Annotated in this window: 15 protein-coding genes; 6 read left to right on the top strand and 9 right to left on the bottom strand. The window is 55.7% G+C overall.

Features of this window, described 5'->3' with window-relative positions; translation table 11 throughout:
* Positions 1-90: 90 nt before the first annotated feature.
* Both ACO6TI_RS11225 and ACO6TI_RS11220 read right to left on the bottom strand, forming a co-directional pair.
* A complete protein-coding gene (locus tag ACO6TI_RS11225) occupies positions 91-606 on the bottom strand; it encodes an A24 family peptidase (protein ID WP_104704696.1) in 516 nt (171 codons plus the stop codon).
* A 144-nt stretch (positions 607-750) separates the two neighbouring features.
* Entirely contained in the window at positions 751-936 is a 186-nt protein-coding gene (locus tag ACO6TI_RS11220) for a Flp family type IVb pilin (RefSeq protein WP_029062292.1), read from the bottom strand.
* A gap of 525 nt (positions 937-1,461) precedes the next feature.
* On the opposite strand from ACO6TI_RS11220, the gene ACO6TI_RS11215 reads away from it, so the two are divergent.
* The 5 genes from ACO6TI_RS11215 to ACO6TI_RS11195 all read left to right on the top strand — a co-directional run bounded on the left by ACO6TI_RS11215 (position 1,462) and on the right by ACO6TI_RS11195 (position 5,826).
* Entirely contained in the window at positions 1,462-1,923 is a 462-nt protein-coding gene (locus ACO6TI_RS11215) for a pilus assembly protein N-terminal domain-containing protein (RefSeq protein ID WP_104704695.1), read from the top strand.
* A 23-nt stretch (positions 1,924-1,946) separates the two neighbouring features.
* On the top strand, positions 1,947-2,504 hold the full coding sequence (locus ACO6TI_RS11210) for a TadE/TadG family type IV pilus assembly protein (RefSeq protein WP_104704694.1): 558 nt from the start codon (positions 1,947-1,949) through the stop codon (positions 2,502-2,504).
* Between the two features lie 4 nt (positions 2,505-2,508).
* Positions 2,509-3,102, top strand: a complete 594-nt coding sequence (locus ACO6TI_RS11205; protein WP_208992854.1) for a TadE/TadG family type IV pilus assembly protein — start codon at positions 2,509-2,511, stop codon at positions 3,100-3,102.
* 118 nt (positions 3,103-3,220) lie between these two features.
* Positions 3,221-4,633, top strand: a complete 1,413-nt coding sequence (locus ACO6TI_RS11200) for a bifunctional enoyl-CoA hydratase/phosphate acetyltransferase (RefSeq protein WP_196879091.1) — start codon at positions 3,221-3,223, stop codon at positions 4,631-4,633.
* Positions 4,634-4,635: 2 nt separating this feature from the next.
* The gene (locus ACO6TI_RS11195) at positions 4,636-5,826 is read left to right on the top strand and encodes an acetate/propionate family kinase (protein ID WP_422385307.1); all 1,191 of its coding nucleotides are present in this window, start codon (positions 4,636-4,638) and stop codon (positions 5,824-5,826) included.
* Here ACO6TI_RS11195 and ACO6TI_RS11190 read toward each other — a convergent pair.
* Positions 5,823-6,767: a PhnD/SsuA/transferrin family substrate-binding protein gene (locus ACO6TI_RS11190; RefSeq protein ID WP_422384950.1), complete on the bottom strand. Its 945-nt coding sequence runs from the start codon at positions 6,765-6,767 to the stop codon at positions 5,823-5,825. The genes ACO6TI_RS11195 and ACO6TI_RS11190 overlap by 4 nt on opposite strands.
* An 82-nt stretch (positions 6,768-6,849) precedes the next feature.
* Between ACO6TI_RS11190 and ACO6TI_RS11185 the strand changes: the two genes are divergently transcribed.
* Positions 6,850-7,464 (top strand): HAD family hydrolase, encoded by a 615-nt coding sequence (locus tag ACO6TI_RS11185; protein ID WP_422384949.1) that lies wholly within the window; start codon positions 6,850-6,852, stop codon positions 7,462-7,464.
* On the opposite strand, the gene ACO6TI_RS11180 is transcribed toward ACO6TI_RS11185, so the two are convergent.
* The 6 genes from ACO6TI_RS11180 to upp all read right to left on the bottom strand — a co-directional run bounded on the left by ACO6TI_RS11180 (position 7,459) and on the right by upp (position 13,317).
* Complete coding sequence (locus ACO6TI_RS11180; RefSeq protein WP_108873548.1) at positions 7,459-8,490, bottom strand: histone deacetylase family protein; 1,032 nt, start codon at positions 8,488-8,490, stop codon at positions 7,459-7,461. The genes ACO6TI_RS11185 and ACO6TI_RS11180 overlap by 6 nt on opposite strands.
* Positions 8,491-8,557: 67 nt before the next feature.
* Positions 8,558-9,556 (bottom strand): aldose epimerase family protein, encoded by a 999-nt coding sequence (locus ACO6TI_RS11175; protein ID WP_422384948.1) that lies wholly within the window; start codon positions 9,554-9,556, stop codon positions 8,558-8,560.
* 80 nt (positions 9,557-9,636) lie between these two features.
* Positions 9,637-11,136, bottom strand: a complete 1,500-nt coding sequence (locus ACO6TI_RS11170) for a phosphomannomutase/phosphoglucomutase (protein WP_422384947.1) — start codon at positions 11,134-11,136, stop codon at positions 9,637-9,639.
* Between the two features lie 64 nt (positions 11,137-11,200).
* Positions 11,201-11,704: a TIGR02281 family clan AA aspartic protease gene (locus ACO6TI_RS11165; RefSeq protein ID WP_104704688.1), complete on the bottom strand. Its 504-nt coding sequence runs from the start codon at positions 11,702-11,704 to the stop codon at positions 11,201-11,203.
* A gap of 68 nt (positions 11,705-11,772) precedes the next feature.
* The gene (locus ACO6TI_RS11160; protein ID WP_196999013.1) at positions 11,773-12,672 is read right to left on the bottom strand and encodes a ribokinase; all 900 of its coding nucleotides are present in this window, start codon (positions 12,670-12,672) and stop codon (positions 11,773-11,775) included.
* Positions 12,673-12,687: 15 nt separating this feature from the next.
* On the bottom strand, positions 12,688-13,317 hold the full coding sequence (gene upp, locus ACO6TI_RS11155) for a uracil phosphoribosyltransferase (protein WP_029062114.1): 630 nt from the start codon (positions 13,315-13,317) through the stop codon (positions 12,688-12,690).
* Between the last annotated feature and the right edge of the window lie 30 nt (positions 13,318-13,347).

Genomic DNA, 13,347 nt, shown 5'->3' with positions numbered 1-13,347 from the left:
GAGCCAAGAAACCGGCGACATCGAAAACCGTTCTAGAGCGCATCCATTGAATGTTGGCGGCGATGCCCTGAAGCAATGAATGGGGAACGTCTAGTAGGCCTGACTGATCTGCTGGAACCAGGACGTCATGGGATAAATCTGTAACCCGGCGACCGCGATGGCGACCCCATAGGGAATGCCGCTTTTTTGATCGTGAAGCCGTGCTAGCCATTCCTGCCGTGCCAGCGAAGCGGGGAGCACGAGACTCGTGCGCATGAAAAGCAGACCGAGGGTCAGCAACATACCGTAAGTCGATACCAGCAAGACAAATCCTGCCAATTCCGGACTAAAACCGATCCACAGGGAAATGGCGCTGATGAATTTCACGTCGCCGCCACCCATCCAGCCTGCAGCAAAAAAGCCGAAGCAGACAGGAAACACGACCAGCAATCCCAAGGCGTGTGAACCCCAGGCGGAAAGCGGCAGGCCTGTTGCCAGTGCCAACGCAGCAAATCCCGCCATCAGGAGAATTGAAACCCGGTTCCGAATGGTCATCGTCAGCAAGTCAGAGGCACCGCCGAACGCGACGAGCATTGGAAATATGACCAGAAGAGCTGCCGATAACATGGAGAACCCGTTTTTTGTTCCTGTCTTCAGAAGTATAGGCGCGGAGAGTTAACGAAAGACGGATACCAAAACGAAAAAACGGGCAGAAAACTGCCCGTTTCTCGGAAGCAAGCGCTGAAATCAGCCTTGCGAAACCAACCGAAGTTACGGAGTGGTTTTGACGGAGTCGTTCAGCTTTGTAGAAATTGTGCTGAAGACGCTCGTCAGGGACGTACCTGCAAGAGATACAGCCGCGATGATGACGATGGACAGCAAGCCGGCGATCAGGCCGTATTCAATTGCAGTTGCGCCAGATTCGTCTTTTACGAAACGGTTGATAAGAGTTTTCATGTTTTTTGCTCCAAGTACCACTGAGTTGACAGCTTCAAGTCCGCCGGATCTTGTTCTGGTCCGTTCGAACATGAACCCAACCTAGGGCAGAGAGCTTTCCAACCAGTTAAAGCGACCACATGATTCCGGGGTAATCTTCATAAATGTAACTATAGTTAAAAATCGGTATAGATAAAAAATAGTTAACTCAGCTTATTTTCTAATGAAATTCAAAATATTTTGCAGTATAAATTAAAATATCCTCATAAGATCTCCAATCATACATAACTTTTTTACGGATTTGTCAATCTTATACTTATTGTTTTATTTCGAATATTATTCTTGGTGGCATTCTCTTCGAAACAAACATTGTAACAATTCAGGAGTCTCAGGAATAATTTCGAATTTGCATTCAAAACACCTCAGACTCTTAAAGCATATCGACGTGTCAGTAGTTCTTCGCCAATTTTCGTCACGTTAGCAGATCGTTCACCACGTTTGCGGCATGATCTCGTAAGAATTGGCACTAATGGAGTATTCATAAGCATGTTTACGAACCTAATCAGATGGACTGGCGTGCTTTTGTTTGCAGCACAGACAAGCATTGCGATGGCGCAGGACGGACCGGTCATGGTGACAGTTGACCGTGCCAAGATCTTTCGGATCGACGATGGGGCCTCGGCCGTCATCGTCGGAAACCCGTTCATCGCAGACGTGTCCATGTTTGATGAGAATACGGTTGTGATAACCGGAAAGAGTTACGGCACGACCAACCTCGTCATCCTGGACAGCAACAGCAAGCCTATCGTCGACGAAGTCATAACAGTTCGCGCTTCGGAGGACGACGTTGTTGCCGTCTATCGCAAATCGCTGCGCTCGACCATGTCTTGCAATCCAAGCTGCGAGCCAACAATGCGCCTGGGCGACGATGTCAATGCATTCAACGGAATTGCCGAGCAGGCAAACTCCAGAAACTCCATGGCGGCCAGCGCGGCAGGCGTGAAGTGACCGTCATATAATGTGAGAAAACGATGAGTGGCAGAGAAAAACACCGCCGGTTCCTAGGAACCAGATTACTACGGTCGCTCCTGAAGGACCGTGAGGGTGTGACGGCCGTCGAATTTTCGATGGTGGCCCTGCCATTCTTCATAATCGTCTTCGGCATCATGGAAGTCGGCATTACGATGTTCGTCGGCCGGATGGTCGACAACTCCGTTATTAGTGCATCGAGACTGATCAGGACCGGACAGGCGCACACCAGCGGGCTTACAGCCTCTCAATTCAAGTCGCAGATCTGCGACTTCATGCCGGCGTTCATGTGTGACACCGACAGAATCGTGGTTGAGGTGGAAAGTGTCGATTCGTTTGCAGCTGCCGGGTCGACGGACAGTCTTTACGACGCTGACGGCAATCTGAAGGAAGACGACGACCTTACATACGACATCGGTGGTGCCGGCAAGATCGTGGTCGTGAAGGTCATTTACAAATGGCCGATGATGACCGCCGCTTTGAACCTCGCACTGGATGATTCCGGGACCGAGCGATTTCTGACGTCAACAATGGTATTCCGCAATGAACCCTGGGAATAACTTCATGCCAACCCTGGTTACCGCGACGAATTTCGCCACTGGAGCCATGAAAAAGTTCCGCCGTGACGACAATGCCGTGTCCGCTGTTGAATTCGCCATGATCCTTCCGTTCATGTTCTTTCTTCTGATTGGCATGACGGAGCTGGCGGAAGCTCTCAACCAGGACAGGAAGGTCAGCCGCATCGCAAACGCCGTGGCCGACCTGATCGCACAGGAAGAAGCCGTTTCCAGGACCGACCTCGATTCGCTGATGAATATCGGCGAGAAGATCCTTGACCCCTATCCGTCGACAAACCTGCAGGTGATCGTTGCCAGCGTCTCCTTTGATGACGACGGCGATGCCAGCGTTGACTGGAGCCGCGATTCAGCCGGAGCCACCCCCTGGTCGACGGGTGCCGCGCCCCCAATCACCTTGCCGGGCACCGTAGCCGTACCGAATTCTTCAATTGTCGTTGGGCAGTCCAACCTGACCTACACTCCCAGCTTCACGGGACTGTTTTCGGGAATATTCGAATGGAGTCCTTCGGTCATGAACCTTAGCGACACATATTTCCTGACGCCAAGGATCACGGGGACTGTCACCTGCAGCAATTGCTGACCCGGGTTTCAGCGGCCAACACTATCTTTCCCGTATTTGCATCGTCGCATAGCGCGCGTACCCTCATCAGGCTACATTGCATTGCAATATTCCTGTTTCAGTTGGGGACCTTGAACCGATGGCGACAAACAAGACTTTCGAACAGATTGCCGTAGGCGACACGGCGGAAATCGTCCGGGAGTGTTCCAGCAATGACCTGCTGGTTTTCGCGCATGCCTCCGGAAATCGCAATCCGATCCACTTGCCCGATACCGACTGGACCGGCGACGGTATCGTCGACAAACCGGTCGCGCCCGCCATGTGGGTCGGTGGACTGGCATCCGCGGTTCTCGGAAACATTCTGCCAGGTCCCGGCACGGTTTATAAATCACAGTCGTTTCGTTTTCTTGGTGCAGCTGCGGTGGGCGATCATTTGCACGTGAAAGTGACCGCGACCGAAAAGCGGCCGGACAACATTGTCGTCTTTGATCTGACCGTGACCCGCGGCGATGGTTTTCGCCTGGTGGAAGGCGTTGCCGAGGTCGCCGCGCCCACGGAGACCATCGAATTCGATTCCAGCGACATCCCCGCCCTGCTGGTGCAACGTCACCGCCACTTCAACAGAATGATCGAGCTCGCAAAAACACTCCCCGCCTTGCCGACGGCGGTGGTTGCTCCAGATGACCCCAATTCTCTCGAGGGTGCCCTGATGGCAGCGCGGGAAGGCCTGATCAGGCCGGTTCTTATTGGCGCGAAAAGCAGGATTGAAGACGCGGCCAAGGAACTCAGTGAAACCATCGATACCTACGAACTGATCGATATCGAAGATGAAATGGAGGCCGCCGGACGGGCCGTCGCCATGGTGCACGAAGGCAAGGTGAAAGCTGTCATGAAGGGTCACCTTCATACCGATCATCTCCTGCATCACGTGGTTAAACGCGATGGTGGCCTCAGAACGAAGCGTCGTATCAGCCATGTTTTCGTCATGGACATTCCCGGCCGCAAAACGCCTGTTCTGATCTCCGACGCGGCGATCAACATCACGCCGGACCTCAACACGAAGGTCGATATCACGCAAAACGCCATCGACGCAGCGTGTTCACTCGGTTTGGAAACGCCACGTGTCGGCATTCTGTCCGCCATCGAAACGGTCAACCCGGCCATTCCGTCGAGCCTTGATGCCGCGGTGCTGTCAAAGATGGCCGAACGTGGCCAGATCACAGGCGCTGTCGTCGACGGACCTTTGGCAATGGACAATGCAATCGACCTGCAGGCGGCGCGCACGAAGGGCATCACGTCTCTTGTCGCGGGCCGCGCCGAAGTCCTGATTGTCCCCAATCTGGAATCCGGCAACATGCTGGCAAAGGAACTGACGTTCATCGCCCATGCCGAAGCTGCCGGTCTTGTGATCGGCGCGAAAGTTCCGGTGATGCTGACCAGCCGGGCCGACGACGGCCGTTCCCGGCTCGCATCCTGCGCCCTTGCCCTGCTCTATGTGCACTGGAAAGCAAGCGGTGCGCCGGTCGGATTTCTGGACCGTGACGTGAAATGACGATGACACCCGTCATTCTTGTTCTCAATTCAGGTTCCTCGTCCATCAAGTTCACCCTCTTTGAAGGTGATCGCCCCCGGTTGGCTGGACAGATTTCAGGTCTGGGTGCAGAACCGCACATTGACCTCAAATCAGAAAGGACCGGCGGCCGAATAGACAGACAGCTATCCGCCGAAGCAGGCAGGACGCACCGGTCGGCACTCGCCGCACTGATTCCCATTCTTGAAGAGGAAACAAACGGGCAGAAGGTCGACGCGGTCGGGCATCGGGTCGTTCATGGAGGCATGCAGTACGCAACGCCTTTACAGATCACGGATAACGTTCTTTCGGATCTCAAGTCGCTCGAACCACTGGCGCCTTTGCATCAGCCGCACAATCTCGCCGGGATCGATGCGGCACGCTCAGCGTTTCCAACTGCGATCCAGACCGCCTGTTTCGATACGGCCTTTCATCGCAACCATCCCTGGGTCAACGATACATTCGCGCTGCCGCAGTCACTTTACGAAGAAGGCGTGCGCCGCTATGGATTTCACGGCCTCTCTTATGAATATATCTGCAGCCATCTCAAGGAAACCGGCCAGGACTTCGGAGCAGGCAAACTGGTTGTTGCCCATCTGGGTAACGGAGCCTCCATGTGCGCGATCCGGGATGGTCAGAGCATCGGGTCGACGATGGGTTTCACTGCCCTCGACGGCTTGCCAATGGGCACGCGCTGCGGGCAGCTCGACCCGGGGGTCGTGCTGTATCTCATGACGACAAAAGGCATGACGCCCGAGGAGATCTCGGACCTCCTCTACAAGCAATCCGGCCTCAAGGGTCTGTCCGGCATCAGCCAGGACATGCGCACACTGACAGAAAGCGACGATCCCGGGGCGACAGCGGCAATTGACTATTTTGTTTTCCGCATCAGGCGGGAACTCGGTGCGATGGCAGCAATTCTGAAAGGGCTGGACACTGTCGTCTTCACTGGCGGGATTGGTGAAAACGCAGCAGTTATCCGATCCATGGTCTGTGCCGACCAGGATTGGCTCGGGCTCTCCATCGATGAGGAGAAGAACAATGCGCGTGTCGAAGATATCACTGCTGAAACATCTCGGGTCAGGGTACTGGTAATCCCGACCAACGAAGAAGAAATGATCCGCCGCCATACTGAGCGTCTGATGCGTGCTGAAGCCTTTCCTGCAGGCAGCTAACGTCGACCCTCCACCTCAAGCAGGCTCGAATACTCATCTTCGAACGTTCTGAGAACAGGCCTGTAATCCGCATGCACCACCGGCTCGAACCCTCCGGGCAAGTCAGGTTCAATCGCCAGGTAGGCGCCTGGCGCCTCCCGGCGCATGTCCATCAAGCCGGCCCGAAGACGCCGCTTGAGCGCGTCGGGCAGATCTTTTGAAATGCTGTGCGCGGAATATGGAATGGGCGGGGACCGCCAGACGATCTGCAGATCATTGAAGCCCTTGCTGCCCGAGACGTAGTAGTCGTTCAATGTCCCTGCCGTGAAGCCGTTCTTGGCCTCACCTGCAAGGCTCGACCAGGCGAGCGAAGCCTGAACGCGTCCATCCAGAAGTGCCTGCAGGCCTTCCACGGGGTTCTGGACCTCGACCAACGTCTGAAAATGAGACCTGGCGTCAATTCCGTCGGCGGCAAGATTGGCAATCGGCACACGATATGCCGCGACTGCATGTTTGTTTCCAACAGCAAGACGAGTGCCTTTCAGATCCTCAATCGAGGTGCTGTCTCCGCCGCGCTTGCTGACGAGGATGGCATAGAAGCGGGCTGGAAAATCGTCCGGCCCGGCAGTCACAAGCGGCTCTACACATTTGCAAAGCCGATGAGCCGCCGCGTAGGCAGAAGGAGACAGGCGAACATAGTCTATCCGTCCGTTGACGAGGCCCTCGACCGCCTCCCCCAGCGTTTCCATCAAAAACAGATCAACCGGAAGATCAGCAATTTCCTCAAGAGCGAGCCGAAAAGGTTCAACGCGCTCGCGTGCATTTTCATCCGCGCCAACGACGACACCGAGACGCAGCCGGTCGGGCATGACTTCAGGATCTTTGGCCTCGGCAGAAACAACAGGGGCGTAAAGGCAAAGAATCAGAGCAACAAGTTTGGTGATATTGGTCAACAAGGCCATAGTCCTGTCATAACTCTTTGATCAAGATCGAAAATTCGCACATCGCCCAAAAATTCTCTCACAACATATATCGGACTATTCAATGCCCAATGCTATCACGACGGTTGTCTTCGATATAGGTAATGTCCTGATCGAATGGAATCCGGAATATCTCTATCGACGCCTTATTCCAGACGAAACGGAGCGGACGTCTTTTCTGGCATCAATTTGTACTCCCGACTGGAACCTGCAACAGGACCTCGGCCGCTCCTGGAAGGAAGGCGTGGAAGCGCTTTGCGCGCTTCATCCTGACAAGGCAGAGCTCATTGCGGCTTATTCGGATCATTGGCACGACATGGTCCCGGGCGAGATACCGGGGACGCGGCAATTGTTGGAGGAACTCGGGTCGAAAGGTGTTCCGCTTTACGCAGTCACCAATTTCTCGAACGAGAAATTCCTTGAGGCACAGGATCGGTTTCCGTTCCTAAAGACCAGTTTCCTGGATATCGTCGTTTCAGCTGAAGAAAGGATGATCAAGCCTGACCCGAGGATCTACAGCGTCCTGTTTGAGCGAAACCGGCTGGACGCGGGAACCTGTCTGTTCATCGACGATTCCATCGCCAACGTCGAAGCCGCCAGAGGCGTCGGCATGAGGGCGCATCACTTCACGTCGGCAGACATTCTCGCCGAAGATCTCAGGCAACTCGGCTTGCTATGAGCCCCCGAAACCTTCCAGGACGTTCACGCAATTTGTGCCAAGGGCGTCGACCGCATATCCCCCTTCCAGGAGGAAAAGCGTCGGCACACCTACCTTGGCGAGGCGTTGCCCGAGCAGGATGTAGTCCTCGCTCTTGAACCTGAACCCCGAGATCGGGTCGTTCTCGAAGCAGTCGAGCCCGAGCGACACGATCATCGCATCCGGCTTGTAGACCAGAAGCCAGCGGCAGGCCTCTTCAAGGGCAGGTGTATAGGCATCCCAATCAGTGCCGAGAGGCAAGGGCCAGTTGCGGGTGAAACCGGTTCCGGCATGTTCACCCGTTTCATCCGCAAATCCCAGAAAATAGGGATACTCATTCTTTGGATCAGCGTGGATCGACAGGAACAGGACATCCGGGCGGTCGTAGAAGAGAGCTTGCGTGCCGTTACCGTGATGATAGTCGACATCCAGAATGGCAATGCGGTTCAAACCGTAGTCGCGCAGATATTGTGCAGCGACTGCCGCATTGTTGAAGAAACAATATCCGCCGTAAAAATCAAAGCCGGCGTGGTGACCCGGTGGTCGACACAGGGCAAAAGCCGACTTTTCACCGTCCAGAATGAGCTTGGCGCCGGTCAATGCGGTGTTCGCCGATGCGCGTGCCGCCTGATAAGTGAATTCTCCAACCGGTGTTCCGGCATCCATCGAGTAGCGGCCCAACAAACCGTCGATATGCTCGATCTCGACATCCTGCCGCAGACTGCGAATGGGCCAAACGAACGGAAACGCCTCCTTGGTCCGGCCCGCGTCCGTCCACCTCCCCCAGAAGCTTTCCAGGAACGAAACATAGTGTGAGGCATGGACCCGCTGAAGTGGACGGATCGGAAACTCTTCCGAACCGACGACGTCTCCGACTTTCCTTTGCCTGACAGTTTCCAGAACGATTTCGGCGCGGCGTGGGATTTCGACAGCCGGCTTCAACTCGCCATCTGAAATCTCCTGTGCCGGCGCATGCGCGAGCTGGAGGTCAGAAAATACCGTCTTCAATCGCTGCCCCCTTTGCCTTCATCGTTTCACATCGGCTTTGCCGCCGCCTGCTCCAATGTAACCCATCTCAAGAAAAACGGAATTCCGTCACATGACTATAGGTCTGTGATGGTTGTAACAGGACAGGTGTAAATTCTTTCTGATTGATGCTGTCCGGCCATCGTTGCGCCTCCAGACACAGGCCCGCATGCGGACCGTAGGTCTTGCCACCGAGTCCTGGAACAGGCACGTTCAATCTTGCCGCATCATAAAGCTGAAGACCCGGCTCGGTCGTCCAGACTTCCATCCGCCGTTCGCCTGTAGAATCTTCCAGCGCTGCCGCGAAGCCCATCGATGACCGGGGTTCTCCCGCCAGACAGAAATTATGATCATATTGCAGATCCTCCTCGCCTGGCTTCCGTCGAAGACTGCGACCATCCTGAAAGTCGAAGGGCGTCCATTCCACGCGCCTGACTTCGCCGGTCGGGATCAGGGTCTCATCAACAGGCAGATAAGTTTCTGCCGCAATCTCAAGGCTGTGGTCCAGAATTGTCTCGCTGCCATCAAGATTGAAATAGCTGTGCTGGGTCAGATTGACGGGTGTCGCCTTGTCTGTTGTCGCGGAGATCTTCACCCTCAACGCGCCTGATCCGGTCAGCGTGTAGCGCACGAGTGCCTCGACCTGGCCCGGATATCCCATGTCTCCATCTTCGGAAACAAGTTTCAAAAGCACGCTGGCCTTGTCGCTCTGTTCCACCTGCCAGTTTCTTGAAGAAAACCCTGTCGCGCCGCCATGCAGGTGATGCAGCCGGCCGTCGTTGCAATCGAGCTGATAGGTTTCCCCTTCGATCTTGATCTTTCCGCCGGCAATTCTGTTGGCACAGCGCCCGGCAACTACCCCGAAATAAGCAGAGTGATCGAGATAACTGTGCAGATCTTCAAATCCGAGGACCACCGATTGACCGTCTACCTTCAAGTCTCGGATGATGGCACCAAATGTCAGGACGGACGCTTCAAGAAACCCTTTTTTCAACGTGATTTCCTGGACGGCCGTGCCGTCCGGAAGGGTGCCGAATTCACTGATCATGCAGATTTTTCCAAAAAGGCTTGCCTGAGATACGCCTGGACGGCGGAATCATTCGCTGCCCTGTGACATGTCGCCAAACCTTAGAGTGTCTGATTGTATTCGCCAACTTCCGGATTTTCACGAAGAATGCCGTCAACTGCCTTGAACATTTCATGCAGCCTTTCTTCCGAAACCGGGCTCTCGACCACCACAACCAGTTCTGGCTTGTTGGAAGACGCGCGAACAAGTCCCCAGGTGCCGTCGCTGCTGACGACCCTCACGCCGTTGACCGTTATCAGGTCGGTTATCTCATGGCCCGCGATTGTCTCGCCTCTGTCTTTCATTTCGTGGAACTTCGAGACAACACGCTCGACAACATCATATTTGATCTCATCGGCGCATTTCGGCGACATGGTCGGAGAACCCCAGGTCTTCGGCAGATCACGGCGCAGGTCTGCCATCGACTTTCCGGGATTCCGGTCGAGCATGTCGAGAATGGCGATCCCCGAGACAAGCCCATCGTCATATCCGCGTCCGATCGGCTTGTTGAAGAAATAATGGCCGGACTTTTCAAACCCGACGATCGCATCAAGATCCGTAACGCGGCGTTTAATGTAGGAATGCCCCGTCTTGTAATAGTCGGTCCGGGCACCGTTCGCCCGAAGCACCGGGTCGGTGTTGAACAGTCCGGTCGACTTCACATCGACGACGAATTGGCAATTGGGATGAAGTGCAGAAATATCACGCGCTAGCATCACACCAACCTTGTCCGCGAAGATTTCCTCACCCTCATTGTCGACGACACCGCAACGGTCACCGTCGCCATCGAAACCGAGGCCGACATCGGCACCGGTTTCCAGAACCTTGTCCCGGAGTGCATGCAGCATTTGCATGTCTTCCGGATTTGGATTGTAGCGGGGAAATGTGTGGTCGAGCTCGGTATCAAGCGGGATGACTTCCGCACCCACCGCTTCCAGTATTTTCGGTGCAAACGCTCCGGCTGTCCCGTTACCGCAGGCCGCGACGACCTTGATCGGGCGTTTCAGTTTGGGCCTGTCGGTAAGATCCTTGAAATAGATGTCCGGGAACCCGTCCACAAAGCGGTAGCTGCCACCGCCCTTCAAATCATAGGCCGCGTCAAGCACGATTTCCCTCAGTCGCCCCATTTCGTCCGGACCGAACGTCAATGGCCGGTCGATACCCATTTTCACGCCGGTCCAGCCATTGTCGTTGTGGGACGCGGTGATCATGGCAACAGCCGGCACGTCCAGCGCAAATTGCGCGAAGTAAGCCATCGGAGACAATGCCAGGCCAATATCGTGCACATTGACACCGGCTGCGAGCAGGCCATTCACGACCGCCATCTTGATGGATGAGGAGTATCCGCGAAAATCATGGCCGACGGCGATATCGGGACGAACGCCCCGCTCGTGAATGAGAGTACCGATCCCCATTCCGAGCGCCTGCATACCCATGAGGTTGATTTCTTTTTCAAACAACCAGCGGGCATCGTACTCCCTGAAGCCGGTCGGTTTCACCATGGGGAGAGATTCATACTCGAACGTGTTGGGAAACAGCTCCGGGCGTGGTTTTGGAAACATCGATGCCTCTCAGTGCCGGTCGGAAACCCGGACGTGGATACGGGAAATCGGATTGTATTCGGGATTACTGAACAAGTACTAACGTGCCGCTGGAAATGTCAAACCGCCTGAGCTGGCTGAGCGCGGACATGCCCAGAAGCGGCACACCCAGACTGTCATCGCTCAGGACGATCGCTTCGACATTGCGGAAACGGATCGCGCCGATGCGTACCTTGTCGATCACCGTTCTGGCACCGTAAACCCGTCCGTTTGCTGTTCCGATCGGGTGCTTGTACTCGGAGGGACTCAGGAAGATTCCAATGTCTTCGGCAACCGAAACCGGCAAGGCTGTGACGGTTGCGCCCGTGTCGACAAGCATATCGATCGCCCTGCCATTCAGATAGGCATCGGCAACATAGTGTCCTCGGCGGTCAACCGATATCCGGTGTGTCCTTGGTCCCGAACCAGCGTCCACCTCATCCTGCGCCGTGTTTGCGCGGTCATCGGTGCCGATACGCGCCTCAACGAGGATCGGCACGATCGGGGCAACCCCGACAAGGATCAACAAGATGACGGCATACCGCAGCATAGTGCACCCGGATTATTCGAAGCTTTCTTCCGGGTACCACAATTTCCTTAGTGTCCTGTAAAACCAATTCAGACGATTTGATCCGCCAGTCGGCTAATGTCTTCTTTTGCCGGCGCGCTCGATTGAGCCCCGGTCGCGGTACAGGCGAGCGCACCGGCGGCAACGCCCTCCCTGAGCGCCCGCTCGAACGCAGTTCCGGCATCTAGCGCTGCTGCGAGCGCGCCGCAGAAAGCATCCCCGGCACCGGTTGTATCGACAGGCTCAATATCAGGAGATCCAATCTGAATACGATCCGAGCCCTTACCGGCCAACACGCCTCTTGCTCCGAGCGTGACGACAATCGCATGCGTTTCGTCCGCCAGACGATCCACAAATGCATCGGGATCACCCGATATTCCCAGTCTCGATGCAATGTCCGCAGCTTCACCTTCATTGACGACAAGCGTGGTGATGCCCTCGAGCAATCCGGAGAGATCCTCCGATGGCACCGGTGCGGGATTCCAAAAAACATCGGCGCCGGCGTTGCGCGCGTGCCCTATTGACCTTTCGGTCTCGGGGAACGGAATTTCTCCCTGCAACATCAGCAATCCGCCGGCGTTCAATCCGCCAACAAGCCAGCCGGAGTCAACGCGCGCATTGGCTCCACTGGCCACAATGATCTGGTTCTCTCCTGCGGCATCAACCCCGATCAGGGCCAGGCCGGTCGAGCCGGTCAATGATCTGACGCCGGCAAGGTCCACATCCGCATTCCGCATGTTGGACAGGGCCAGCGCACCAAACGCATCCTGCCCGACTGCGCCAATCATGCGCACATTTGCTCCGGCTCGTCTTGCAGCAAGGGCCTGGTTCGCACCCTTGCCGCCCGGGAACGTCTGATGATCCGGACCGCTGACGGTTTCTCCCGCCTTTGGCAGACGCGGGAGGACGACAACAAGGTCGAGGTTGATCGAGCCAAAAACCGTGATCATGACGAAACAGCCCGTCTACTTGGTGCCATACATCCGGTCGCCGGCATCGCCGAGGCCCGGAACGATATAACCCTTTTCGTTGAGCTTCTCGTCGATCGCAGCGGTAAAGATCGGAACATCGGGGTGGTTCTCGTTGAATTTCGCAACACCCTCCGGCGCGGCCAGCAGGCACAGGAAGCGAATGTTGTTCGCCCCCCGTTCCTTGATCTTGTGAACGGCAGCGATCGCCGAGTTGGCGGTTGCCAGCATCGGGTCTACGACGATCACGAGACGCTCGTTCAGATCGTCAGGTGCCTTGAAATAATATTCGACCGGATGAAGCGTCTCCGGATCCCGGTAGAGGCCGATATGTGCAACCCGGGCTGAAGGCACGAGTTCCAGCATACCTTCGAGCAAACCGTTGCCCGCACGCAAAACGGACGCAAACACGAGTTTCTTGCCTGCCAGCATTGGCGCCTGCATCTCGGCGAGCGGCGTTTCGATGGTCTGGCGGACCAGGGGCAGATCGCGGGTCACTTCGTAACACAGCAGGGTCGATATCTCGCGCAACAGGCGCCGGAACCCCTGTGTCGATGTTCCCTTGTCGCGCATGATGGTCAACTTGTGCTGGACCAGCGGATGGCTGATGACGTTGGCTCCGGACATGTCTGCCTCTCTTTGCTCAGGTCCTGCGGA

It is taken from the genome of Roseibium album (assembly GCF_965233825.1).
GTDB lineage: Bacteria > Pseudomonadota > Alphaproteobacteria > Rhizobiales > Stappiaceae > Roseibium > Roseibium album.
Note: the sequence above shows the minus strand (reverse complement) of the source record. Positions and strands in the feature narration are given on the sequence as shown.